We start from the raw sequence: 24,220 nt of genomic DNA, 5'->3' as shown, positions 1-24,220 counted from the left end.
CGTCTAACCCACCACCACTGGTTCGGGGGTGACCGCTACGGTCTCCCGCTGGTTGATCCGCCACCACGCCGCGAACCCGAGCACGCAGAACAGTCCGTAGACGACGTACATCGCCGCCGACGGGTAGAACTTGGCCTGCACCAGCAGCGGGACGCCGACGACGTCCACCGCGACCCAGACCAGCCAGAACTCGACGAACCCACGGGCCATCCCGTACGTCGCCAGGATGGAGCCGGTCAGGATCCAGGCGTCCCACTGCGGACCCCACGACCCGAGCTCGCGCAGGACGAAGTAGGCGATCACGTAGAGCACGACGCCCGCGCCGAGCATCTCCAGCCGCTGCCGGGCGGTCGCCCAGCGCGGCTGGACGCCGGTCTTGGCGCCGCCGTGGCGGGTCTGGTACCAGCGGTACCACCCGTACAGGCTGACGAGGGCGAAGAAGACCTGGCGGCCGGCCTGGCCCCACAGATCCTTGTCCTGCGGGGTGTCGAACAGCCCGCCGACGAAGACCGTGAACAGCAGCACGTTGCCGACGATGCCGATCGGCCACGCCGACACCAGCCGGCGCATCCCGAACAGCGCGCTGGCCAGGCCGAACACGTTGCCGACGATCTCACGCACGAGCACCGGCGAACCCGCGACGGTGACCTGCTCGTGCAGCAGCCAGTCGATCATTCGTTGCCTCCAGCAACACTATTCGGGGCGGTGAGCAACCGCTCGACGTACTTCGCGATCACGTCGACCTCGAGGTTGACGGTGTCGCCGATCGTGTTGCGCCCCAGCACGGTCAGCTCGAGCGTGGTCGGGATCAGGCTGATCCCGAAGGTGGACGTGGCGTCGTCGACGTCGGTGACGGTCAGCGAGACGCCGTCGACGGCGATCGAGCCCTTCTCCGCGACGTACTTGAGGATCTCCGGGCCGGCCGCGACCCGGACGACCTCCCAGTGCTCGGCCGGCTCGCGGCTCGCGATCGTGCCGACGCCGTCGACGTGACCCTGGACGATGTGACCGCCCAGCCGGGCGTGCGCCGTGACGGCCCGCTCCAAATTGACGGTCGAGCCCTTCTCGACACCACCCAGGCTGGTCCGGCGCAGCGTCTCGCGCATCACGTCGGCGGTGAAGGTGCCCGCACCGGTCTCGACGACGGTGAGGCAGCAGCCGTTGACCGAGATCGAGTCGCCGTGCCCGGCGTCCTCGGTCACCTTCGGGCCACGGATGGTGAGCCGGGCCGCGTCGCCCTCCAGCAGGTCGAGCGACTCGACGGTGCCCAGCTCTTCGACGATTCCGGTGAACATCTACTTCCCTCCCAGGGGAGTCAGGGTGAGCCGGACGTCGTCGCCGAGGCGAGTGACGTCCGCAAGGGTGAAGCGCCGCAGGTGGTCGATAGATTCCGCGCCCAGGTCGCCGACCGCGGAGAAGCCCGCACCGAGCAGCGCCGGAGCGACGTACGCGACGATCTGGTCGACCAGCCCGGCGCGCAGGAACGCGGCGGCCAGCGTCGGCCCGCCCTCGAGCCACAGGTGGCGGATCTGGTGGTCGTCGAGCTGCCGGAGCACCTCGGCGGGGTCGTGCGTCGGCAGCAGCAGCGTCTCGGCGCGGTCGTTGCGGACCCGCGCGGTCTCCGGGATCTCGCGGTCGCCGACCACGACCCGCAGCGGCTGGCGCGCGACCGGGCGGTCGTTCTCGTCGCGCACGGTCAGTTCGGGGTCGTCGACCAGCACGGTCTGGGTGCCGACGGCGATCGCGTCGCACTCGGCGCGCTGGCGGTGCACGTCGGCGCGGGCGGCCTCGCCGGTGATCCACTTGCTGGTCCGGTCCGGCGCCGCGCTGCGGCCGTCCAGAGTCGTGGCGAACTTCCAGGTCACGAACGGGCGGCCGGTCCGGACGCTGTGCAGCCAGACGTGGTTGACCGCTTCGGCCTCGGCCCGGAGCACACCCTGCTCGACCTGGATGCCCTTGGTGCGCAGCTTCTCGCCGCCGCCGGCGGCCTGCGCGTTCGGATCCGGTACGGCGTACACGACGCGCCCGATCCCGGCCTCGATCAGCGCGTCCGCGCACGGCCCGGTCCGGCCGGTGTGGTTGCAGGGCTCCAGCGTCACGTACGCCGTACCGCCGCGGGCGCGCGGCCCGGCCATCCGCAGCGCGTTCACCTCGGCGTGCCCGCCCCCGGCCTGCTCGTGGTAGCCCTCGCCGGCGGGATGCCCGTCGCGGCCGGTGATCACGCAGCCGACGACCGGGTTGGGGTGCGTGCTGCCGATCCCGCGGGCGGCCAGCTCGATCGCACGGCGCATCCAGGCGACGTCGATCGGTGAAGCGTTGCTCACAGACGGTCCCTCGTTGTCACGGACGCGCACCGGGGGGCCGTGACAACCGGCACGCGGACCGCCGTCCGGAACACCCTTTTCGGGCTCACGTCACGCGACCCACTACGGCCGCGCGCTGTCCGCACGTCGGAGCGCACGCCGATCGCGTGCGCCTCCCATCCGGACTTTCACCGTCGGTCCTGGAGTTCCACCAGGTCAACCGGCCGACAAACTGCATCGACCGGGTCGCGGACTGTCACCGCCGGCTCGGAATTACACCGACCCCGGAGCACGCGAGTGGGTTCACTCGTGGTTTCAGTGTACGCCGGGGCGGCAGCCGGCCGATTGTTGCTTCCATCACCTGGACCGGACGCTGGACCTCCGCGCTACCCAGTGTCACCATCGTCGACTACAGGCGGCGTCGATCCAGTGGGGGGCCACGGGACGGCGGCGCACAGGGGTGGGGGAACCTCATGAGTCCGGACGACCGGCAGGACGGAGCGTCGCGCGAAGCCCGCGCACGCGCCGCGTACCTGGCGTACGAACTGCTCGACGGCGGCCCGGTCCGGGACCTGATCGCGCACGACGAGGGCGGCTTCGCGGACGAGGACCAGGCCGTGCCGGCCGACGACGACCGGACCGCCCTCGCGGACGTGGAGCAGGACGCCGCCTGGTTCCGGCAGCAGCTCGCGTTGTTGTCCGAGCTCGGTCTCGAGGTGCCGGCGCTGACGGTGGAGCCCTCCGCCGGCAGCCGGCCGGACGCTGGGGTCGTCCCCATCTCGCTCGATCTGCTGGAGCGGGCCCAAGGTGGCCGGTCGTGGACCGACAGCATCGCCGGCCTCCGGTACGGAACCGAGCCCCACGAGCAGGTCCGTGACCAGTTGAGCCGACGCTTCACGGCGTACGGGCGGTTGGAGCACCGGTTCCGGCTGATCCCGCACGACGTCGCCCGCCAGCAGGTCCGGGCGCGGCTCACCGGCTTTCTGGCCGTGCGGATCGTTGCCGAGACGGGCGAGCAGCGAGACCGGGCGCCGTTGATGCGGCTCCCCCGGCGCCGCGGGCACCCAGCGACCGCCGTACCGGGGTGCACGTTCGAGGTGACGACGAACACGCCCGGCCTGCGGGTGTTCTGGTCGGGCGCCTACTTCCTGACCTCCAACTACTTCAGTGCGCCGACCAGCCCGGCCAGCAGCACGTTGCAGTCCGGGACCTACCTGTTCGGCGTCGACGGCGGCGCGTACCGGACCGTCACCTGGGACACCAGCGCGCAGGTCACGCTGCCCGGGAACCCCAGCGTCCACCTGAACTTCTAGGAGCCCGTGATGGACGAGTACGGCCCGTTCGCGAACATCGCGGCGATCGCCCTGGCGCTGGTCGCGCTGTTCAGCATGCTGCTGCTGAAGACCGTCGGTTCGGTGAAGAAGTGGACCTGGCTGACCGACAGTACGCCGTCGTTCCTGGTCACCGCCGGACCGCGCGTGCTGGTGATCGCGCTGATGGCCACCGCGTACCTGACCGCGAACAGGTCCAACCGGACCTGGTTCGTCGCCGTAGCGATCCTGTGCGGAGTGCTCTGCGTGGTCGCCGTCGCGTCCTTCGACCGGCAGCGGCGAATCCACGTGCTCGGCATCGCGCTGGTCGGCCCGGACGGTGCGCAGCTCACCGGTCCCGACGGCATACCGCAGACCAAGAACGTTGTCATCGGCACCGAAAAGGACCTGCTCCCGGCTGCGAAGAGGGCGCTGAAAGCTGCGCGGGCCGGCGGCGCCGGGGTGTCGCTCGCGCGGTTCATGAGCGGCTACGGCACCCCGGTGAACGACCCCGAGGCGTTGTGGGACCGCGGCCTGCTGGCGAAGGTCGGCAGCCGGCTGACGCTCACGCTGAGCGGGATCGTCCTGTTCGCCGTACTGGCTCTGTTCCTGGCGGCTCTGGTGGTCGACCTCACCCAGCGGACGTGATCAGTCCGCCGCCCTGGGCGAGGTAGGCGAACGTCGCCAGCCAGTGGTCGTGGTTGAAGTCGCCGCTGGTGACGCTCGGGAGGGCGGCTTCCAGGTGGGCCATCACCTGCTGCTCGTCGTCGGTCAGAGCGGCGAGCTGCCAGGCCCTGGTGAGGTTGAGCCCCTGCAGGTGCCCCTGGCGGCCGTCGATCGGGTAGCGGACCTCGACCGGTTGCAGCGACGACAGGTCCGGCAGGAAGGCGGGCAGCCAGGCAGCGAACTCGTCGTCGGTCAGGACCCGGCGCATCAGGTCCGCCTCGGACAGCGCCGGCGACAGGAAGTCCTCGCCGCTGGGCTCCCAGGCGATCGGGCAGTCCCGGTCCTCGGCGAACCAGGTGCGCGCCTTGTCCCGGACCGCCTGGGCGAGCTCGTCCTGGCCGAGGGCCTCGGCGGCGTCGAGCAGCAGCGCCAGCGCGAACGCCGAGTTCGAGTGGACGCCCGAGCGGACCGGCCGCGCGGCGCCCCGCAGCCACTCGTTGCTCAGGTCAACGATCGCGGCGACCAGCGGCGTCATCGCCGCGGCCCACTTCTTCGCCGCCGGGTCCGGACTCGTGCTGACCGCCGCGGCCAGCACGAGCGCCCAGGCCCAGCCGTACGGACGCTCGAAGGACGGCGAGCTCCGCAGGTACGCCGCCTCGGCCGCGAGCGCGTCCGGCGTCAGAGTCCGGTCGAGTGCTTCCCGGATCGCCTCAGGGTCCTCGGGCAGCAACCGGACGAGCAGCCAGTGCATGTGCACGCACGAGTGCCAGTCGTACGACGTGTGGAACGCCGGATGGAGCTCCTTGACCGAGTAGGCCCGACCGTCGCGCACGACGTGGTCGAGCTGGTGCGGGGACTCGGTCCGCAGGTTCTGCAGCGCGATCTCGACGTACCGCTGGTTCATCAGAGCACCCCGAAGGCGAGGAAGTACATCAGGACGATGTTGCAGACCAGCAGCGGGATCGCGGTCGGCAGCTGCGCCTTGATCGGCCCGTACCGGCTCTTCATGTCGAGCAGCGCGGCCGGGACCAGGTTGAAGTTCGCGGCCATCGGGGTGGTCAGCGTGCCGCAGAAGCCGGCCAGCATGCCGATCGCGAACACCGTCGCCGGGTTGCCGTCGAAGGTCTGCACGAGCACCGGGTAGCCGATCGCGGCGGTCATGATCGGGAACGCGGCGAACGCGTTGCCCATGATCACCGTGAACAGCGCCATGCCCAGGCAGTACACGACGACCGAGCCGAACAGCGAGCCCTCCGGCAGCACGTGCGTGGTGACCCGGCCGACCGCGTCGCCGACACCGGCGTCGGTGAACAACCGGCCGAGCGTCGCCAGCATCTGCGGCAGCACCGCCGCCCAGCCGATCACCTCGAGCAGCCGGTGCCCTTCCTTGAGCGGGGTCAGTACGGACGGCGGGCGCAGCATGATCACACCGACGATCGCGGCCGCGACGGCCGAGACGCCCAGACCGATCAGCGTCTCCGAGCCCTTCTCCAGGAACGGCTGGTCACCGACCTTGATCTTGGCCAGCCCGACCGCGAAGATCAGCGCGCCGAGCGGGATCACCAGCGGCGGCACGAACAGCTTGTTGCCGAACCGCTTGGCGGCGGCCGCCTTCTCGGCCAGGCTCGTCGACACCTCGTTGCCGCGGCCGAGCTGGCCGGTGCCGACGAGGACCGTCATCGCGATCACGACCACACCGAGCACCCAGGCCGGGGCGGTCTTGTTCACCACGAAGGTGCTGTAGCCGAAGGACGCGCCGAGCAGGCCCCAGAACGCGGCGCTTCCGTACCGCTTGCTGTTGCTGCGGTCGCGCAGGGTCAGGACAGCTCCGAAGAGGAAGAGCAGACCGCACAGCCAGTAGAACCACTCGACCTTGATCACCGGTCGGCCTCCTTCTTCTTCACGGCCGGCGGCGGACCGTCGACCGCCATCAGGCGGTCGAGCTGGCGGTCGAAGTAGAGCATTCGCCCGCCGTGGATCAGCAGCGCGCACACCGCCGTCGGGATCGCCCACAACGCGACGTGCAGCGCGTCCAGCTTGAGCCCGTACGTCGAGTCGACGAAGCCGGTGATCAGCAGGATCGACCCGACCGCGATGAAGACGTCCTCACCGAAGAACACGCCCACGTTGTCCACCCCCGCCGAGTGGCCCTTGATCCGCTCCTGCACCGCCTCGGGCAGCTTCCGCCCGTAGCGACGCTCGGCCGCGCCCTCGGCCATCGGGTAGATCAGCGGCCGGACCGTCTGCGCGTGCCCGCCGATCGACATCAGCCCGACCGCGGCCGTCACCTGCCGAATCACCTGGTACGACGCCAGCAGGCGCCCGGTGGTGAGGAACGTGAGCTTGCCGATCAGGCGCCGGGACTGCTCCTGCAGCCCGAACCGCTCGACCAGGCCGATCACCGGCAGCACCACGATGAACAGCGTCACCGATCGGCTCCCGGCGAAGCCGTTGCCGAACTCGTCGAGGATCTTGCCCGGACTCAGCCCGCCGAGCAGGCCGGTGGCGATCCCGGCCACCGTGACCACGACCAGGGGGTTCAGACGCAGGGCGAACCCCACCACTACCAGCAGGACTCCGATCAGGACCAGCACCGCACTACCTCCGCTTCTGCTGAGTCTTCGGGCGGTGTGATCGTATGCATTGTTGAACAAACCCACAATCACTAACTCAGATTTTTACTTTTTGTTATGGTGTGGCGGTGAGTACGGGAGTTGACGACGACATCTCCGGGTGAGTCCCGGGGTGACAGGCCATCGAGCTGGCGCTGAGCGCCGTAGCCGTGGCCTGATCGGCGTTTCCTGACCATTTCCGCCGCCTGGAGGCGGCGTGCTCACTGCTTCGCGAGGTCTCCCGCATGTCCGATGCGTTCATCGTCTGTTCCTCCCTGTCGTTCAGCTGGCCCGACGACACCCCCGTCTTCACCGACCTGTCCTTCGCCGTCGGTCCCGGGCGGACCGGCCTGGTCGCGCCGAACGGCGCCGGCAAGTCCACTCTGCTCAAGCTGATCGCCCGGGAGCTGAAGCCGACCGCCGGCAGCGTCTCCGTCGACGGCGTGCTCGGCTACCTGCCGCAAACGCTGCCGCTGGTCGGTGACCTGACCGTCGCCGAGGTGCTCGGGGTCAAGCCGGTCATCGACGCGCTGAACGCGATCGAGTCCGGCGACGTCGACGAGCGCCATTTCAATGCCGTCGGCAACGACTGGGACATCGAGGAGCGCACCCGCGCGCAGCTCGAGCGGCTCGGGCTCGACGCCGACCTCGAGCGGCGGCTGAGCACGTTCTCCGGTGGCCAGGTGATCTCGCTCGGGCTGGCCGCGCAGCTGCTGAAGCAGCCCGACATCCTGCTGCTCGACGAGCCGACCAACAACCTGGATCTCGAGGCCCGGCGCAACCTGTACGCCGTACTGGAGAACTGGAACGGTTGTCTCCTGCTGGTCAGCCACGACCGTGCCCTGCTCGACCGGATGGACCGGATCGCGGAGCTGGAGCGCGGCGAGCTCCGGTCGTACGGCGGCAACTTCACGGCGTACGAGGAGGCTGTCGCGGCGGAGCAGGAGGTCGCGGAGAAGAACATCCGCTCGGCCGAGCAGGACCTCAAGCGCGAGAAGCGCGAGATGCAGCAGGCGCGCGAGCGGGCCCAGCGGCGGGCGAGCACCGCGCAGAAGGGGTTGAAGGACGCCGGGCTGGCGCGGATCAACGCCGGCAACATGAAGCGCTCGGCCGAGGTCTCCGCGGCCAAGGCCAACCAGACCCACGCGAACCGGCTCAGCGACGCCAAGGCCAAGCTCGACGAGGCCGGACGGGCGCGCCGCGACGAACCGCGGCTGGCGCTGGAGCTGCCCGGTACGGCGGTGCCCGCCGGTCGCACGGTCTTCGAGGGCAGCGGGCTCCACGTGCGCGAGCTGTTCACCGGCGAGGGCGCGTCGCTGAACATCCGGGGACCTGAACGCATCGCTTTGTCCGCGCCGAACGGGACCGGCAAGTCGACGCTGCTGCGCTGGATCGAGGGCTCGCTGACCGGCGGCGAGGTCAAGCGCGCCGACGGCCGGATCGCATACCTGTCCCAGCGGCTGGACCTGCTCGACCTCGACCGCACGGTCGCCGAGAACCTCGCCCACTGCGCGCCGACCATGCCCGAGGCGCAACGGATGAACCTGCTGGCCCGCTTCCTGTTCCGCGGCCAGCGCATCCACCTGCCCGCCGGCGTCCTGTCCGGCGGCGAACGCCTCCGCGCCACGCTCGCCTGCGTCCTGTACGCCGAACCGGCGCCGCAGCTGCTGCTGCTCGACGAGCCCACCAACAACCTCGACCTGGTCAGCGTCGAGCAGCTCGAGTCGGCGCTGACGGCGTACCAGGGTGCTTTGGTCGTCGTGAGCCACGACGAGCGGTTCCTGTCCGCGCTCGGGATCACGCGGTGGCTGACGCTGAGCGACGGGCAGGTGAGCGAGTCCGCAACCTCCGGTTCCTCCTGAGCCCCCGGGCCCGGTAGTTTCATCCCGATGGAGGCGTTGGCAGGGCGGTACCAGCTGATCGATCTGATCGGCTCCGGTGGCATGGGCTCGGTCTGGCGCGCCTGGGACCTGCGCAAGCGCACGTACGTCGCCGCCAAGGTCCTCGGTCAGCACGACGCCGGCATGCTGCTGCGCTTCGTGCGTGAGCAGTCGCTGCGCATCCAGCACCAGCACGTCGTCGCGCCGCACGGCTGGGCCGCCGAGGACGACAAGGTCGTGTTCGCGATGGACCTGGTCCGCGGCGGCTCGGTCGCCACGCTGCTCGGCGACCACGGCCCGCTGCCCACGGCGTACGTCGCAGTGCTCGTGGACCAGCTCCTCCACGGCCTGTCGGCCATCCACACCGCCGGGGTGATCCACCGTGACCTCAAACCGGCGAACCTCCTGCTCGACGCCACCGGCACCGGGTCTCCCCACCTGCGCATCTCCGACTTCGGCATCGCCGGCCTGGTCGACGAGCCGCGGATGACCCGCCACAGCACAATCCTCGGAACGCCCGGCTACCTCCCGCCCGAACAACTGCTCGGCGCCGACCCCGACCCTCGTCAGGACCTCTACACCGTCGGCGCCGTAGCCGCCGAGCTCCTCACCGGCGACCGCCCTGAGCCTGCCGCCCCCATCACTCCTCCGGACGGCCCGCTGGCCGAACTGATCCGCCAGCTCACCGCCGAAGACCCGGCGGCCCGCCCGGCCACCGCCCCCGAAGCCGCCCGCCTCCTGGCCGCCACGGGCACTCTCCCCTCGCCCGGCACGACTCCCTGGACCACGCAGCCCGACCCACCCGAGGTCTTCAACCAGCTGCCGCCGCTGCCCGCCCGCTGGACTCCGACCGGCCCAGCCACTCCCCCACCGCTCCAGCCTGCTCCCACCCGTCAGCCCGCCACCGGCGAACCCCGCACGCCGGCACCACGCCAGCAAACCCCCAGCCCCGGCCCCGCTAGCTCCCCTGCCGCCAGCTCCCCCGCTGCCAGGGAGCCTCGCACCCCCACACCACTCCAGCCTGCTCCCACCCGTCAGCCCGCCAACGCCCCCGCCACCGGCGAACCCCGCACACCAACACCACCCCAGCAGCCCACCGGCTCCCACCCTCTCCCCGCTGCTCGACCCCCGTCCGGCCGGAAGCTGCTCACCTGGCTGGCCGTCGTCAGCTTCGTCGCCGCCCTGGCTCTCGCCGGGACCGCCGCCTGGCTCCTCCTCCGCTGACCGGGGTGGCGCACTGGAGATTCTTCGCCGAGTGGTGTCGGATCAGCCCAGTGGCGTTCGTTGCAGGGGTGAGCGACCGTCCGGCGGGGACGGCACCGAGCACAGGAGATGACGCGATGCAGTACCTGGTTTCCGTGATCGACGACACCACCAACTCCGCGACCGACGGCGAGCTGGGTGCCGTCGACGTGTTCAACGAGCGGCTCCAGGCCGACGGCCACTGGGTGTTCGCCGGCGGTCTCGCCGCCCCCAGCTCGGCCACCGTGATCGACAACCGCGCGGGCGCCTCGCTGTTCACCGACGGGCCGTTCCTGGAGTCGAAGGAGTACCTCGGCGGCTTCTGGATCCTCGAGGCGCCCGATCTCGACGTCGCGCTCGAGCTCGCGGCCGACGGGTCGCGGGCGTGCCACCGGAAGGTCGAGGTCCGGCCGTTCCTGTGACCGACGCGACCGCCGCGATCACCCAGGCCCACCACGAGGAGTGGGCCCGGGTCGTCGCCGCCCTGACCCGGCGCTTCGGGGACCTCGACATCGCCGAGGAGGCGGCCGCCGAGGCGTTCGCGACCGCGGTCGAGAAGTGGCCGGCCGACGGCGTACCGCCGAACCCCGGCGCCTGGCTGACCACTACCGCGAACCGCCGGGCGATCGACCGGCTGCGGCGCGAGTCCAAGCGGGCCGACAAGCAGAAGGAGGCTCAGATGTCGTACGCCGTACCGCCCGAGCCTCTCGGCGCGATCGACGACCCGCGGCTGCGGCTGATCTTCACCTGCTGCCACCCGGCGCTCGCGATGGAGGCCCGGATCGCGCTGACGCTGCGGATGGTCGGCGGCCTGACCGTGCCCGAGATCGCGAGTGCGTTCCTGGCGCAGGAGTCGACCGTCGGGCAGCGGATCACCCGCGCCAAGGGCAAGATCAAGGCCGCCCGCATCCCGTACAGCGTGCCGTCCGCGGATGATCTGCCAGGCCGCGTCTCGGGTGTGCTCGCCGTCCTGTTCCTGGTCTTCAACGAGGGCTACCTCGCGACCGCCGCGGACACCGCCCCGGTCCGGCACGAGCTGACCGCCGAGGCGATCCGGCTCACCCGCCTGATCCGCGCCCTGCTGCCGGCCGACGGGGAGGTGGCCGGGCTGCTCGCGCTGATGCTGCTGACCGAGGCCCGCCGTACCGCCCGGGTCTCCGCGAACGGCGAGCTGGTCACCCTCGACGAGCAGGACCGCGGCGCGTGGGACCTCGTACTGGTTGCCGAAGGCCACCAACTGGTGCGCGAACGCCTGGCCACCGGAATCGCCCCCGGCCGCTACCAGATCCTCGCGGCGATCAACGCCGTGCACACCTCGGCCCGCGACGTCCGCGACACGGACTGGTCGCAGATCGTTGCCCTGTACGACCAACTGGTCCGCATCGACCCGTCGCCGATCGTCACCCTGAACCGGGCCATCGCGGTCGCCGAGCTGGACGGACCGGACGTCGCGCTGGCCACGGTCGACCGCCTGGCGGACAAGCTCGACGCCTACCACGCCTTCCACGCCACCCGGGCCGACCTGCTCCGCCGGCTCGGCCGGAGCGAGCAGTCGCGGGCGGCGTACGACCGAGCGATCGAGCTGGCCGGCAACACCGCCGAGACCGCGTACCTGACCCGCCGCCGCGACCAGCTGGGCTGACACCAGAGCCCCGGCGGTCAATGACCGGCCGGGGCTCTGAAGGGGTTTGGACTAGCGCGGGTTGGGACCCTGGTTGGGGTTCTGCGGCGGGTACTGCTGCGGCGGGTACTGCTGGTACTGCTGACCCGGGTACTGCGGGCCGGCCGGCTGGGTCGGCTTGCGCAGGCGGATCACGGCCCAGACACCCAGCAGGATGAGCAGCAGCGCACCGCCACCGAGCCCGCCGATCAGCGCGTACGGCGCACCGTCGTCATCGTCCACAGTGGTGTCGGTCGGGACCGGCCCGCCGGCTTCGGTCTTCTCGCCGGTCGGCTCCGACGGGGTGGCGCTCGGGGTGACCGAGTCGCCGGCGACCGGGGTCGCGCCGTCGGTGTAGGCGGGCTTGCCGGCGCCGGCCGTGCCGGGGGTGCCGACGGTCAGCGTCATCGGGACGGTGAACGGGGTGTCGCCGTCCTTGCGGGTCAGCGAGACGACGACGTAGTACTCACCGGGGATCGAGGTACCGGTGTCCTGGTTGTTCGCACCGTCGCGGTTCATGTAGCGGATCTCTTTGGTGGTGATCGCCTGGGTGACACCGCGCTTGGTGAGGACGCCGCGCTTGCCACCGGGACCGCCGGGTGCGCCCTTCGCGAAGACCGAGAAGGCTTCCTCGCCGTTCGGCGAGATCACCGCGGTGTCGAGGTAGCGGACCAGACCCAGCGCGTCCGCGGTGGCGCCGGACAGCGGCGGCACGGTGGCCTGGGCCTGGATCCGCTGACCCCAGTCGGCCTTGACCTTGTACAGCTGCAGCTCGCCCGGCATCAGCGTGGTCTTGTAGGTTCCGGCCTCCAGCAGCGGCGCGTCCGGGAAGCTCGAGCCCGGGACGATGTCGCGCGGGGTGGTGCCGGGCATGGCGACCCAGGTCGGGTCGTTGGCCTCGGCCGGCAGGCTGGTGGTGTCCTCGACCGGCGGCTCCTCGTCGACCCGGATCTCGTACGCGACGTCCTTGATCTCGCGGAAATCCTTGCCCGGGTCAACAGTCAGCACCAGGGCGTCGTCGTTGGCGCACTTGCCGGGTTCCTTCTTGAACTTCGTCCAGCTGGTCGCCGTCCCGGTCGCGAAGCCCTGTTCACCCTCCTGGACCCGCGGGTAGCTCTTGCTGCAGTCCTCGCCATCGAGGGTGGCGACCTGCAGCTCGGTCTGGATCACCAGGCTGGTCGCCTCCGACGGGCGGCGGAAGCTGATCCCGGCTCGCAGCGTCGACCCGGGGATGGTCCGCTTGAGCGTGTAGTGCTTCAGCTTGTCCTTCAGGTCGAACTTGTCCGAGTACAGACCCGGGACGAGCTCCGGCGAGCCCGGCTGCGCGGCCGTGCCCTGCACCGGCGTACCGGAGATCCGGAACGGGCGGAAGGCGCGGGTGGACAGCCGGTCGAGCCCGGCTTCGAGGTCGTCGGTGGAGTCGGCGTCGTAGTAGTCGCCGCGACCTTCCCGGGCGACGCACTGCAGGTCGCTGCGGGCCTTGCCGCTCACCTTGAACCCGACCACGTCGATCTTCAGGTCGATGCCCTGCTTGGCGATCGAGCGCGCCACGTCGCACGGCGCCGGCGCACACGTCGCCTCACCGTCGGAGACCAGCACGATCGTGCGCTGCCCCTCGGTGCCGACGTCCTTGGCGGCCTCCTGCAACGAGTACCCGATCGGGGTCTCGCCGTACGGCTTGTACTTGGAGATCGCGGTCCGCAGGGCCGGCCGGTTCCCGGTGCCGATCGGCACCGTCAGCTGGGTGTCGGTGCAGGCGCCGGGCTGGCTGCGCTTGAACACGGTCGCGCCGTAGACCCGGAGGCCGACCTGCGCGTTCTCGGGCAGCTTGCCGACCACGCGGGTCAGCGCCGTCCGGGCCGCGACGATCTTGGTCTGGCCGCCGCCGGCCGGCTCGGCCATCGAGCCGGACGAGTCCAGCACCAGGACCAGCTTGCCGTCGTCCCCGTCGGCGGGAGCCGCGTGGGCGGTGCTGATCGAGTGGCCGGCCAGCAGCACCGCTCCGGCCAGCAACAGGGCCGAGGGGCGTCGGAGCGCTCGCGTTCGCAACATCGGTTTCCTCCAGGTGAGATTCGCTATCGCAAGCTTTGCAGTTTGCTATCGCGAATGTCAACTCAGGCTCAGAAGTGGATTTTCGGGTTCGCAGGTGCGAAGATCGTTAAGACAGTCTTCCCAGGCGGTACGAGGAGCACATCACGCCAATGGACCACACGGCGCAGAATCTGCAGCAGCAGACCGAGTTGTACGGCGAACCGCTGGGCGACCTGGTCCGCCGGATCGCCGGCACCCTCGGCCTCACCCAGGCCCGGGTCGCCGACGTGATCGGCCTGTCCGCGCCGATGCTGTCGCAGCTGATGAGCGCCCAGCGGGTGAAGATCGGCAACCCGAACGTCGTGTCCCGGCTGCAGGCGCTCGACGAGTTCGCCGGCCGCGACGGCGCCGCCGGGTTCGCGCGGGACGTGATCGAGATCGCACTGCTCGAGATCGGCGGCAGCAGTGGCGCGTTCACCAGGTCGTCGCCCACGGCAACGGCCTTCCAGCCGGCCGGCGCGACCGGCCCGGCCACCGCGCAGTCGGCGGTGAGCAGGACCGTGGTCCGCCAGATCCAGGACCTGTTCCGCGATGTCGCTTCCGCAGCAGAGATCCAGCGGGCCGCGGACCTGATCCGGGCCGAGTCGCCGCGACTTGCCGAGCTGCTGACCGTCTACGGTACGGGACGGACCGATGACGCTGTGACACACTTCGAGCGTCGTTCCGGCTGATATACCACGCCTGGAGTAGACATTCCGGAGCCGTCTCATCCGGTGTCACGACGGAATGCCGCCCCCGCGGGCGGCGTTAGCGTCGTGCGGTGGGCCATCCCCACCGTTCCAGATTCACTTGTTCCTAAGGAGACACCCGTGCGCGCCATCAGCGCCTTCCGCCGCTTCGCGGCCCTCGGTACCGCCGTCACCCTGGCGGTCGCGCTCGCCGCGTGCGGCAGCGACGACACCACCGATGCCTCCGGCCCCGACCTCGGCCTGCTGCAGCAGGGCACCCTGCGGATCGGCACGCTCACCGACGCGCCGCCGAACGTGTACGTCAAGGACGGCAAGTTCACCGGCTTCGACAACGACCTGATCACCGCGGTCGCGGCGAAGCTCAACCTCGAGCCCGAGTTCGTCGGCACCGACTTCTCCGCCCTGCTCTCACAGGTCAACGGCGGGCAGTTCGACCTCGGCAGCTCGTCCATCACGGTCACCGCGGCCCGCAAGAAGACTGTTGCGTTCAGCAACGGTTACGACTTCGGTTACCTGGGGCTGAACACCACCAAGAGCTCCGGCATCACCACGTTCGACCAGCTGACCGGCAAGCGCGTGGTCGTCGTCCAGGGAACCGTCCAGGACGACTACGCCACCGAGAAGCAGCTCAACCCGGTCCGCGTGCCGAACTACAACGCCGCGGTCGGCCAGCTCAAGGCCGGTACGGCGGACGCCTGGGTCTCCCCCGCCGAGATCGGCGAGAAGATGGCCAAGGAGCAGGGCGGCGGCGTGGTGATCCTGGCCGCGAAGGAGCTGAGCGACGCGCCGATGGCGTTCGCCGTGGCCAAGAGCAACGACAAGCTGCGGGAGGCCGTCGACAAGGCGCTGGACGAGGTGATCGCGGACGGCACCTGGACCAAGCTGGTCGAGCAGTACTACCCCGGCCGCGCCGTACCGCCGAACTTCAAGCCGGGCAGCGGGACCGTGAAGTACACCGCGCCGAAGGCCGGTAGCACCCCCGCCGCCGGCTGATGGACATCTGGTCCACCCTCAGCGACACCTTTCTCGACTGGGAGTCGATGAAGGCAGTCCTGCCCGAGATGCTCGAGGTCGGGCTGGTCAACACGCTGATCTTCGCCGCCGCCTCGGTCGTGCTGGGCACCGTGCTCGGCATGGTCGTGGCGGTGATGGCGCTGTCGCGGCACTGGTGGTTCCGCTGGCCGGCGAAGATCTACACCGACATCTTCCGCGGCCTGCCCGCGATCCTCACCATCCTGCTGATCGGTCAGGGCCTGTCCCCGATCACCCGGCACTGGTGGGGACCGAACCCGTACCCGCTCGGCATCCTCGCGCTGTCGCTGATCGCCGCCGCCTACATCGGCGAGATCTTCCGGTCCGGCATCCAGAGTGTGGAGAAGGGCCAGCTCGAAGCGGCCCGCGCGCTCGGCTTCGGCTACAGCACCGGGATGCGGCTGGTCGTCATTCCCCAGGGCGTACGCCGGGTGCTGCCGGCGCTGGTCAACCAGTTCATCGCGCTGATCAAGGAGTCCAGCCTGGTCTACTTCCTCGGGCTGCTCGCCAGCCAGCGGGAGCTGTTCCGGATCGGGCAGGACGCGGCCGCGACCAACGGCAACCTGTCGCCGTTGCTGCTGGCCGGCATCTTCTACCTGATCATCACGGTGCCGCTGACGCACCTGGTCAACTGGTTCGACAAGCGCCTGCGCGAAGGCCGTCCCGCCGATCTCGAGGCCGAGGAGCTCGCCCATGCCGACCATCGTTGAGTCCGCGGCCAGCCTGGAGCTGACCGGGATCGAGCTTGCCTTTGGCAACAACAAGGTGCTGCGCGGCGTCGACCTCGCCGTACCGGCCGGGTCGACCGCGTGCGTGATCGGGCCGTCCGGCTCGGGCAAGTCGACGTTGCTGCGGGCCACGAACCGGTTGCTGGAGCCGGCGGCCGGAGACATCAAGCTCGGCGGCGAGTCCGTGCTGAAGAGCAACCCGGACGAGCTGCGGCGGCGGATCGGGATGGTGTTCCAGCACTTCAACCTGTTCCCGCACAAGACCGTGCTGGAGAACATCACGCTGCCGCTGCGCAAGATCAAGGGGCTGACCAAGGAGGGTGCGGCCGAGGCCGCGCTGGTCCAGCTGGAACTGGTCGGGCTGAAGGAGAAGGCGTCGGCGCGACCGGGCAACCTGTCCGGTGGGCAGCAGCAGCGGGTCGCGATCGCGCGGGCACTGGCGATGAAGCCCGAGGTGATGCTGTTCGACGAGGCGACCTCGGCGCTGGACCCGGAGCTCGTGAAGGGTGTGCTCGGGCTGATGGCCGACCTCGCGGGCGCGGGGATGACGATGGTGGTCGTCACGCACGAGATGGGCTTCGCTCGGCAGGTCGCCGACCAGGTCGCGTTCATGGATCGCGGCGTGGTGGTCGAGGCCGGGGCGCCGGAGAAGCTGTTCAGCGCGGCCGAGTCGCCACGGCTGCGGCAGTTCCTGTCGCAGGTGCTCTGACGACGCTGCGGCGTCGCGCCGTCCGGTATCCGGGTAGTTGACACGGAAGCGGCGTGGGGGCCGCCGTTTCCGCGGATCGGGTCGATCGTGGGCGGAGTGAGGCCGCCAACCGCCCTGGGGGACACATGGTCCTGCGTCATCTGCCCGATCGCCGCCGCCTGTCAGCCGCCCTGTCCGCTCTGTCCACGTCAGAGTCTCAGGCCTCCTCAGTAGGTGCCCGCCGCACGCCGTCGGCCGCCGTACTGCTCACGCTTCTGGTCGTCGCACTGGTCGTGGGGCTCGGCACCGCCGCCATCGGCAAGGCCCACGAGCCCGACCGGGCCGTGGCCGCACCCGCCCCGTCGCCTCCTCCCGCTCCGGCCAAGTCCGTCGTGCTCACCTTCGACGACGGACCTGACCCGCGGTACACCCCGCAGATCCTCGACATCCTCGACCGGTACGGCGTCAAGGCGACGTTCTTCGTGATCGGCACCGAGGCGAAACGCCACCCGGAGCTGACGCGGACCCTGACGCAGCGCGGGCACAGCGTGCAGAACCACACCTGGTCGCACGCCGACCTGAGCAAGCTGTCGTGGAGCGCGTTCCAGCGCCAGGTGAAGGACACGGACGCGCAGATCCACGCCGCCGGCGGCAGGACGACGGACTGCCTGCGACCGCCGTACGGTGCCCGCAGCGCGCTCCTCGACCGGAGGGCGGCCTCGCTCGGCAAGCGCCTGGTCCTCTGGGACGTCGACTCCCGCGACTGGACCCGCCCAGGTCAAGCCGCGATCGAGCAGCGGGTCGCCACGCACGTCCGCGACGGGTCGGTGATCCTCTTCCACGACGGCGGCGGCAACCGCGCCCAGACGATCGCGGCCCTGCCCGGAATCCTGCAACTGCTCAAGGACAGCGGCTTCGGCTTCCGGACGGCGGAGTGTGCGCGCTAAGCCAGCGCGGTGATCAGGGGGACGACGTCGGCGATCGACTCGACGATCCGGGTCGGCCGGTAGGGGAACCGGTCGACCTCGTGCTCGCCGGTCGAGCCGGTCAGCACGAGGATGCTGCGCAGGCCGGCTTCGAGACCGCTGATGATGTCGGTGTCCATCCGGTCGCCGATCATCACCGAGGTCTCCGAGTGCGCCTCGATGCGGTTGAGTGCTGAGCGCATCATCAGCGGGTTCGGCTTGCCGACGAAGTACGGCGCGACGCCGGTCGCCCGGGTGATCAGCGCGGCGACCGAGCCGGTCGCCGGCAGCGGGCCTTCCTTGGACGGGCCGGTCGGGTCGGGGTTGGTCGCGAGGAAGCGGGCGCCGTCCGCGATCAGGCGGATCGCCCGGGTGATCGCCTCGAAGGAGTACGTGCGGGTCTCCCCCAGCACCACGTAGTCCGGGTCGCGGTCGGTCAGCACGTACCCGACCTCGTGCAGCGCGGTCGTGAGCCCCGCCTCGCCGATCACGTACGCCGTACCGCCCGCGCGCTGGTCGTCGAGGAACTGCGCCGTCGCGAGCGCACTCGTCCAGATCGCCTGCTCCGGCACGTCGATCCCACCGGCCAGCAGCCGGGCCCGCAGGTCCCGCGGCGTGTAGATCGAGTTGTTCGTCAGCACCAGGAACTTCCGCCCGGACGTCTGCAGCGTGGCGATGAACTCCGAAGCCCCCGGAATGGCGCGCTCCTCGTGCACCAGCACGCCGTCCATGTCCGTCAGCCAGCTCTCCACCGGCTTGTGCTCACTCACCACAATCTCCTCGCCGTCGGATTTCTCCCTGATCTTCGCAGACCGATCAGGTTCTCCCCGTGAACCACTCGGTGGGCAGGTCGGCGGCGATGCGGCCGAGACGGCAGTAGGTGGCTGAGACCGCTCCGGCCGGAAAGACTTGGGGCGCGATCATGGCCTGGTTCTCGCGGACCCGGTGGTTTGCCCTCGGGCCCTCGCGGACCTGGGTGCTCGTGGCGGGTCAGCCGGCGTTCTGGGCGAGGGTGCGGAGGTTTTCGACCATCTGGTTCGGGTCGTCGGCGTTGTAGACGGCCGAGCCCGCGACGAAGACGTCGGCGCCGGCCTCGGCGCAGCGTTCGATGGTTTCGGCGGAGACGCCGCCGTCGATCTGGATCCACAGGTCCAGGCCGTGCTTGTCGAGCAGGGCGCGGGTCCGGCGGATCTTGGGCAGGCAGACGTCGAGGAACTTCTGGCCGCCGAAGCCGGGCTCGACGGTCATGATCAGGATCATGTCGAGCTCGGGGAGCAGGTCCTCGTACGGCTCGATCGGGGTCGCCGGCTTGAGAGCCATCGAGGCGCGGGCGCCCTTGGCGCGGATCTCGCGGGCGGTGCGGATCGGCGCGCGGCAGGCCTCGGCGTGGAAGGTGACGCTGCTCGCGCCGGCCTCGACGTAGCCAGGCGCCCAGCGGTCGGGATCCTCGATCATCAGGTGGCAGTCGAGGGGCTGGGCGGCGGCCTTCGCGAGCGACTCGACGATCGGCAGACCGAGGGTGAGGTTCGGGACGAAGTGGTTGTCCATCACGTCGACGTGCAGCCAGTCGGCGTTCGGGACCGCCGCGGCCTCGTCGGCCAGCCTGGCGAAGTCCGCGGACAGGATGCTCGGTGCGATCTGGATACCCATAAGGGTTCGGATTCTACCGACGGGCCTGCAGCCACTCGACGACCTGGTCGACCGACTCCACAGCCTGTACGCCGGGCGGCAGCGGCGGGCGACGGATGACGACCACCGGTACGCCGAGCTGCCGGGCGGCCTCGAGTTTCGCCGAGGTCATGGCGCCGCCGCTGTCCTTGGTGACCAGCACGTCGATCCGGTACTCGCGGAGGAGGGCGAGCTCGCCCTCCAGCGTGAACGGGCCGCGAGCGAGGAGGAGCGTGCACCAGGTGGGCAGCATCTCGGGCGGATCGACACAGCGCGCCAGAGTCCACAGACCGGTGTGAGCGAAGGCATCGAGCCCCTGTCGGCCGATGGTGAGGAAGGCGCGCGTTCCGGCTTGCGGAAGGAGCTGAGCGGCGACATCGGCAGAATCCACCCACTGCCCTGAGGTCGCGGACCACCCCGGTCGGCGGAGCACCAGCAGCGGGGTCCCGGTGCGTTGGGCTGCTTCGGCGGCGTGCTCGGTCATCGTGGCGGCGAACGGGTGGGTTGCGTCGACCAGCGCGTCGACGTCCTGGAGCCGGTCCATCAAGCCTTCGACTCCCCCGAAGCCGCCCTGGCGGACCTCCCCGACCGGCAGCCGGGCGTTCGTCGTACGGCCGGCGAGGGACGACACGACGTCGATGTCCTGGGCGACCAGGAGGTCGGCGAGGCGCCGGGCTTCGCCGGTGCCACCGAGCAGGAGGACCTTCACGGCCCCACTATCTCGCGGCGGCCCGCTGCACCGTACGGCGGCGGACGATCAGCCCGGCGGCAACCAGCAGGAGCAGCACGACGATCAGCACCAGCGGCAGCACGCGAGCGTGCGCGCCGGCGTCGACCGACGCCAGCTGCGAGGTCGAGCCCGCCGCGTCGGTGAGAAGTGGCGTGACGGTCACGTCGGCGCTCAGGGGCAGCACGGCAGCGACCCCCTTGACCGCAACCGTGGCGTTCCACTTGTCGCCCGGCAGGAGCGCGGGCGAATCGGCAACATCGGTCGCCGACGCCCTTAGTTGACCAAAGGGTCCAGCCAGCGACGCCGTCTGCCGCGCGGACACGGTCGCGTTGCCGGTGTTGTGCACGGTGTAGGTGACCGTCGCGTCCCCACCGACCAGCGGCGGGTGCACCTGCACCTCGCTCACCGTCAGCTGCGGCTTCAGCTCACCACCGACCCGCAGCTGGATCCGCACGCCCATTCGCTGCTCCGACCCCGCTTGTTCGACCGAGGTGACGATCCCGCCGATGTGGTCCCCCGGCGCCGCGTCGGTCGGTACGGTCAAGGTGAACGGAACCGCGGCCGACTTGCCCGGCTGGATCTTCACGTGCGTCAGCCCCGGGCGGACCCAGGCGCCAACAGTCGTGGCCTTCTCCGTCTGATGGCGCAGGTCCAGCTGACCCGTGTCCGTGGTGAATCCATCCGCGGCGTACACGGCCAGGTCGAGCGCCGTGGTCCCGCGGTTGACGACCGACAGCCCGTCGTCCACCTTCTCCCCCGGCGCGACCGTGTAGGTGTAGTTCTGCCGGTCCGGCCCGAAGGCGTTGTCGGCCGGCTGCACGCTCCACGGAGCATCAGCGGCAGAAGCCGGTACGGCGGACAGGCTGGTGGCGGCCAGCACCGCGGCGGCCAGGAGACGGGTCGATCGCATGGATGAGGTCCTCGAAAAGTAGGAAGGTGGAGCGGGCCCCCGCCCGCCCCACCCGATGGATCAGTGGCTCAGCCGAAGGTGCTCAGCGCAGCCAGTTGGTGTCGGCGGCAACCTTGTGGTCGCTCTTGCCACCCTGGTAGGCCTTGATCGCGACCTTGTCGACGGCCGAGCCGACCGGCTTGGCCGCGGTGGCGCCGCTGTTCGGGCCGCACCAGTCGACGTTGCCCTGCTCGACCGCCGCGTTCGGCGCCGCGCAGGTGCCGCTGCGCAGGTTCTCGACGACCAGCTTGTCGTCCTTGACCTGCACCCGGATGTAGGTCCGGACGTGCTCCTGGTTCTCGACCGAGTTGGCCCAGTGGTTCTTCGGGTTCAACGGGTCCGGACCGTAGTTCGGGTCCTCGGTGACGTCGGGCTTGGTCAGGTCGTAGTACTTCGAGCCCGACGCCGAGTTCGCCGTCACGTAGACGACGCCGCCGGGACCCTGGCTGACCTGCGTCGCGCCCGGCTGCTCCTTCTTGTCCGCCTTCTTGCCGTTCTTGATCTGGTAGCTGCGCGAGTAGCTGTGGTCGTGGCCCGACAGCACCAGGTCGACGCCCAGGTTGGAGAACGCGGTCGGGAAGTCCTGACGACGTACCTGGTTGTCACCGTCGTTGGCGTGCGCGGCCGGCGAGTAGATCGCGTGGTGGTAGACCAGCACGGTGTACTTCGCCTTCGCGCCGTACTTGTTGACGACGCTGGTCACGTAGCCGATGTGCGCGGCGTCCGAGGCGTTGGCGATCGCGTTGCTGTTCAGGTCGATGAACAGCACGCCCTTGTACAGGTACCAGTAGTCACCACCGGAGGTGGTCGCCTGGGCACCGGCGTAGTACGGCGTCGAACGGTCGGTGTTCGGTGTCCAGAAGTGCTGCTCGTACGCCTTGCCACCGACGTCGTGGTTGCCGATGGTCGCGGCCCACGGGTACTTGCGCAGCACGTCGGAGCCCAGGAAGGCGTCCCACTGCGACTCGGTGTTCGCGGACTCGACCTGGTCGCCACCGGAGACCAGGAGCTCGGCCTTCGGGTTGGCGGCGGTCGCGACCTTCAGGGTGTCGGCCCAGCCGGCTCCGTCCTTGGCGGTGTCACCGGACGAGCCGATCTGCGGGTCGCCGAAGAACAGGAAGCTGAAGTCGCCCTTGAAGTCCTGGGTCTGGAACGTGTACGTCGGCGACCAGTGGCCGGCGTTCCCGATCCGGTAGGCGTACTTCTCCCGCTGCTTGAGACCGTCGATCGTCGAGTGCGCGTTGTAGCCGCCGTTGACGGTGTTCGCCGCCACGGTGGCCGGGAAGGAGGTCGCGTTCGCGGGGAACACGCCCTTCTTCACCTGGTTGGCCGGGACGACCTGGACAAGCGTGCCCGCGGCGGTCGAGGCGTACCAGCTCAGGACCCGCTGGTTCTCCTTGGCTCCCACGCCGAGCACGACGCGGGAGACGACGACGGGCTCTCCGTCGACCGGCTTCCTGGCGGCCGTCGCGGTCGACAGACCGCCGGCGAACACTGTGGAAACCCCCACCATCGCCACCGCGGCCAGGGCCAGGCGGCGTCCAGCAGCTCCGCGGGGGCGGAGCTGCTTCCACTGGTTGAACTTCATCGATGTTCCGTCCGTTTCAGGTACGAGAAGTAGTTGCTTCGCCAACTTCCTCTCGGCGGGTGGACCGACGGTGAACAACTGTTTCCGTCGCAACAAAATATTCGGGTTCAATCAATTGGCGACCCGCTGGACGAACCAGACCAGGCCCGTCACAGCGACTCCGGCGGAGAGTGCACCGGTCACCCACAGTGCCGTGATCGGCGTACGACGGCGCAGCAGCGCGAGGATCGGGAAGACCAGCGCGATGATCGTCAGCTGCACGGTCTCCAGGCCGATGTTGAACACCAGCAACGACCAGAGCAGCTGCCAGGACCACGCGGCGTCGATGCCGAGCGCGCTGGCGAACCCGAGGCCGTGCACGAGCCCGAAGCAGAACACGACACCGAGCCGGATCCAGCCCGCGCGGTCCAGGCTGAGGCGGCGGTTGCGGATCGTCTCCAGCTCCCCTGCGTGCAGACCTCGTTGCCTGAGGCGCCAAAGGTGCCAGCCCGCGACCACCGCGATCGACAGCGCGATCACCGGCTCGACGAACGACGCCGGCACGTGCACGATGCCGAGCGCGGCGAGCACGAACGTGACCGAGTGGGCCAGCGTGAACGACGTCGCCGCGAGCACGACCTCGCGCAGCCGGCGGGACCCGGCGATCAGCGCGAGCAGGAACAGGATGTGGTCGATCCCGGTCAGCAGGTGCTCGGCGCCGAGCCGGAAGAACTCCCAGAACCGCTCGGTCGTCGACTGGTGGGTCGAGAACGACCGGTGCTCCTTGTCGAGCGCGGCGCTGCCCGACTTGAGGTCCAGGTCGTAGGTCAGGATCGTCTTGGTGTCCTTGACGTACGTCTCGCTGTCCGGGAACAGCTCGCTGCGGACCTCGTGCTCGTCGGCGGGCTCCGGACACGCGTAGTCGAGGACGAGCAGCGCGTACGGCGCGCCGTCGCGCATCGTCATCGTGTAGTCACCGGCCTGCGTCGGCGTACAGGCCTGAGCGTCGGTCGCGACGGTGAATCGCTTGCCCACGTAGGCGTTCACCGCCTTGGTGTGCGCGGTCAGGGCGGCGGCCTGGGCGACCGGGTCCTGGGCGTCGAACGCGGCGGTGCCCTCGCGGAACAGCGGGTCGTCCTTCTCGCTGTCCGCGGCGGAGACCACCAGCAGGTCGTACTCGAGGCCGAGCTCGGCCCGGACGTGGCCGCGCTCGGGCGCGGTGACGGCGACGTACACGACGGAGGAGAAGCCGTGCGCCGAGGCGAGCGGGGCGCCGAGCGCCAGTCCCAGGACGGCCAGCAGCAGGGTGGTGAGCGCTGCGCGAGCGACGCCGTACGGACGGTTGCGGGTGAACATGATGCCTTCTTTCGGGGTCGTTCGCACCGTGCACGCGACGGGTGAACGAACGACGAACATCTCGCGACGCAGACCCGATATCAC

Annotated in this window: 24 protein-coding genes and 1 riboswitch; of the genes, 11 read left to right on the top strand and 13 right to left on the bottom strand. The window is 70.1% G+C overall.

Translation table 11 applies throughout. From position 1 onward, the window contains the following. Positions 1-3: 3 nt before the first annotated feature. Genes pnuC through ribD form a run of 3 tightly spaced genes read right to left on the bottom strand, consistent with a single transcriptional unit; the run spans position 4 to position 2,324 of the window. A complete protein-coding gene (pnuC, locus tag ACLQ2O_RS16920; RefSeq protein WP_425832255.1) occupies positions 4-675 on the bottom strand; it encodes a nicotinamide riboside transporter PnuC in 672 nt (223 codons plus the stop codon). Beyond that, entirely contained in the window at positions 672-1,295 is a 624-nt protein-coding gene (locus ACLQ2O_RS16915; protein ID WP_425832253.1) for a riboflavin synthase, read from the bottom strand. Before ACLQ2O_RS16915 ends, pnuC begins: the two co-directional genes overlap by 4 nt. Then, complete coding sequence (gene ribD / locus ACLQ2O_RS16910; protein WP_425832251.1) at positions 1,296-2,324, bottom strand: bifunctional diaminohydroxyphosphoribosylaminopyrimidine deaminase/5-amino-6-(5-phosphoribosylamino)uracil reductase RibD; 1,029 nt, start codon at positions 2,322-2,324, stop codon at positions 1,296-1,298. It lies immediately after the preceding gene. A 143-nt stretch (positions 2,325-2,467) separates the two neighbouring features. Further along, a riboswitch (FMN riboswitch) is annotated at positions 2,468-2,599 on the bottom strand. Positions 2,600-2,776: 177 nt separating this feature from the next. Here ribD and ACLQ2O_RS16905 point away from each other — a divergent pair. Both ACLQ2O_RS16905 and ACLQ2O_RS16900 read left to right on the top strand, forming a co-directional pair. Continuing rightward, positions 2,777-3,616 (top strand): hypothetical protein, encoded by an 840-nt coding sequence (locus ACLQ2O_RS16905; RefSeq protein WP_425832249.1) that lies wholly within the window; start codon positions 2,777-2,779, stop codon positions 3,614-3,616. Between the two features lie 9 nt (positions 3,617-3,625). Further along, positions 3,626-4,261, top strand: coding sequence for a hypothetical protein (locus tag ACLQ2O_RS16900; protein ID WP_425832247.1), 636 nt, complete (start codon positions 3,626-3,628; stop codon positions 4,259-4,261). Here the strand turns inward: ACLQ2O_RS16900 and ACLQ2O_RS16895 are convergent. From ACLQ2O_RS16895 to ACLQ2O_RS16885, 3 genes are read right to left on the bottom strand one after another with little or no spacing between them, the layout of a single operon-like run. Further along, a complete protein-coding gene (locus ACLQ2O_RS16895; protein WP_425832245.1) occupies positions 4,245-5,183 on the bottom strand; it encodes a DUF2891 family protein in 939 nt (312 codons plus the stop codon). The two genes, ACLQ2O_RS16900 and ACLQ2O_RS16895, sit on opposite strands and share 17 nt — an antisense overlap. Further along, positions 5,183-6,160, bottom strand: coding sequence for a DUF979 domain-containing protein (locus ACLQ2O_RS16890; RefSeq protein ID WP_425832243.1), 978 nt, complete (start codon positions 6,158-6,160; stop codon positions 5,183-5,185). Before ACLQ2O_RS16890 ends, ACLQ2O_RS16895 begins: the two co-directional genes overlap by 1 nt. After that, positions 6,157-6,873, bottom strand: coding sequence for a DUF969 domain-containing protein (locus ACLQ2O_RS16885; RefSeq protein ID WP_425832241.1), 717 nt, complete (start codon positions 6,871-6,873; stop codon positions 6,157-6,159). Before ACLQ2O_RS16885 ends, ACLQ2O_RS16890 begins: the two co-directional genes overlap by 4 nt. 263 nt (positions 6,874-7,136) lie before the next feature. Between ACLQ2O_RS16885 and ACLQ2O_RS16880 the strand changes: the two genes are divergently transcribed. From ACLQ2O_RS16880 to ACLQ2O_RS16865, 4 genes are all read left to right on the top strand, one after another. Continuing rightward, positions 7,137-8,753 (top strand): ABC-F family ATP-binding cassette domain-containing protein, encoded by a 1,617-nt coding sequence (locus ACLQ2O_RS16880; RefSeq protein ID WP_425832239.1) that lies wholly within the window; start codon positions 7,137-7,139, stop codon positions 8,751-8,753. Between the two features lie 27 nt (positions 8,754-8,780). Then, positions 8,781-9,995, top strand: coding sequence for a protein kinase domain-containing protein (locus tag ACLQ2O_RS16875; RefSeq protein WP_425832237.1), 1,215 nt, complete (start codon positions 8,781-8,783; stop codon positions 9,993-9,995). Positions 9,996-10,111: 116 nt separating this feature from the next. Beyond that, positions 10,112-10,435, top strand: coding sequence for a YciI family protein (locus tag ACLQ2O_RS16870; RefSeq protein ID WP_425832235.1), 324 nt, complete (start codon positions 10,112-10,114; stop codon positions 10,433-10,435). Next, positions 10,432-11,655 (top strand): RNA polymerase sigma factor, encoded by a 1,224-nt coding sequence (locus ACLQ2O_RS16865; protein WP_425832233.1) that lies wholly within the window; start codon positions 10,432-10,434, stop codon positions 11,653-11,655. Before ACLQ2O_RS16870 ends, ACLQ2O_RS16865 begins: the two co-directional genes overlap by 4 nt. 51 nt (positions 11,656-11,706) lie before the next feature. Here the strand turns inward: ACLQ2O_RS16865 and ACLQ2O_RS16860 are convergent, their stop codons facing one another. After that, positions 11,707-13,725, bottom strand: a complete 2,019-nt coding sequence (locus ACLQ2O_RS16860) for a vWA domain-containing protein (protein WP_425832231.1) — start codon at positions 13,723-13,725, stop codon at positions 11,707-11,709. A 149-nt stretch (positions 13,726-13,874) separates the two neighbouring features. Between ACLQ2O_RS16860 and ACLQ2O_RS16855 the strand changes: the two genes are divergently transcribed. From ACLQ2O_RS16855 to ACLQ2O_RS16835, 5 genes are all read left to right on the top strand, one after another. Further along, a complete protein-coding gene (locus tag ACLQ2O_RS16855) occupies positions 13,875-14,435 on the top strand; it encodes a helix-turn-helix domain-containing protein (protein WP_425832229.1) in 561 nt (186 codons plus the stop codon). Positions 14,436-14,573: 138 nt separating this feature from the next. After that, the gene (locus ACLQ2O_RS16850) at positions 14,574-15,446 is read left to right on the top strand and encodes a substrate-binding periplasmic protein (RefSeq protein ID WP_425832227.1); all 873 of its coding nucleotides are present in this window, start codon (positions 14,574-14,576) and stop codon (positions 15,444-15,446) included. Beyond that, positions 15,446-16,195 carry an amino acid ABC transporter permease gene (locus ACLQ2O_RS16845; protein WP_425832226.1) on the top strand — a complete coding sequence of 250 codons (750 nt, stop codon included), beginning with the start codon at positions 15,446-15,448 and terminating at the stop codon, positions 16,193-16,195. Before ACLQ2O_RS16850 ends, ACLQ2O_RS16845 begins: the two co-directional genes overlap by 1 nt. Then, a complete protein-coding gene (locus ACLQ2O_RS16840; protein WP_425832225.1) occupies positions 16,179-16,922 on the top strand; it encodes an amino acid ABC transporter ATP-binding protein in 744 nt (247 codons plus the stop codon). The genes ACLQ2O_RS16845 and ACLQ2O_RS16840 overlap by 17 nt, the downstream gene beginning before the upstream one ends. A gap of 125 nt (positions 16,923-17,047) precedes the next feature. Continuing rightward, on the top strand, positions 17,048-17,848 hold the full coding sequence (locus ACLQ2O_RS16835) for a polysaccharide deacetylase family protein (RefSeq protein WP_425832224.1): 801 nt from the start codon (positions 17,048-17,050) through the stop codon (positions 17,846-17,848). Here the strand turns inward: ACLQ2O_RS16835 and ACLQ2O_RS16830 are convergent. The 6 genes from ACLQ2O_RS16830 to ACLQ2O_RS16805 form a co-directional block, all read right to left on the bottom strand. After that, positions 17,845-18,597: an HAD-IIA family hydrolase gene (locus ACLQ2O_RS16830; protein WP_425832634.1), complete on the bottom strand. Its 753-nt coding sequence runs from the start codon at positions 18,595-18,597 to the stop codon at positions 17,845-17,847. The genes ACLQ2O_RS16835 and ACLQ2O_RS16830 overlap by 4 nt on opposite strands. A gap of 259 nt (positions 18,598-18,856) precedes the next feature. Continuing rightward, positions 18,857-19,516, bottom strand: coding sequence for a ribulose-phosphate 3-epimerase (rpe, locus tag ACLQ2O_RS16825; protein WP_425832222.1), 660 nt, complete (start codon positions 19,514-19,516; stop codon positions 18,857-18,859). A 13-nt stretch (positions 19,517-19,529) separates the two neighbouring features. Then, entirely contained in the window at positions 19,530-20,243 is a 714-nt protein-coding gene (locus ACLQ2O_RS16820) for a cobalt-precorrin-6A reductase (RefSeq protein WP_425832220.1), read from the bottom strand. A gap of 7 nt (positions 20,244-20,250) precedes the next feature. Next, positions 20,251-21,174 (bottom strand): WxL protein peptidoglycan domain-containing protein, encoded by a 924-nt coding sequence (locus ACLQ2O_RS16815; RefSeq protein WP_425832218.1) that lies wholly within the window; start codon positions 21,172-21,174, stop codon positions 20,251-20,253. Positions 21,175-21,256: 82 nt separating this feature from the next. Then, the gene (locus ACLQ2O_RS16810) at positions 21,257-22,801 is read right to left on the bottom strand and encodes a fibronectin type III domain-containing protein (RefSeq protein WP_425832216.1); all 1,545 of its coding nucleotides are present in this window, start codon (positions 22,799-22,801) and stop codon (positions 21,257-21,259) included. 111 nt (positions 22,802-22,912) lie between these two features. Continuing rightward, positions 22,913-24,136, bottom strand: coding sequence for a HupE/UreJ family protein (locus ACLQ2O_RS16805; protein WP_425832214.1), 1,224 nt, complete (start codon positions 24,134-24,136; stop codon positions 22,913-22,915). Positions 24,137-24,220: the final 84 nt, after the last annotated feature.

Origin of the sequence: Kribbella sp. DT2 (assembly GCF_049844575.1) — a bacterium.
Lineage (GTDB): Bacteria > Actinomycetota > Actinomycetes > Propionibacteriales > Kribbellaceae > Kribbella.
This window is presented reverse-complemented; position numbering and strand designations above follow the sequence as displayed.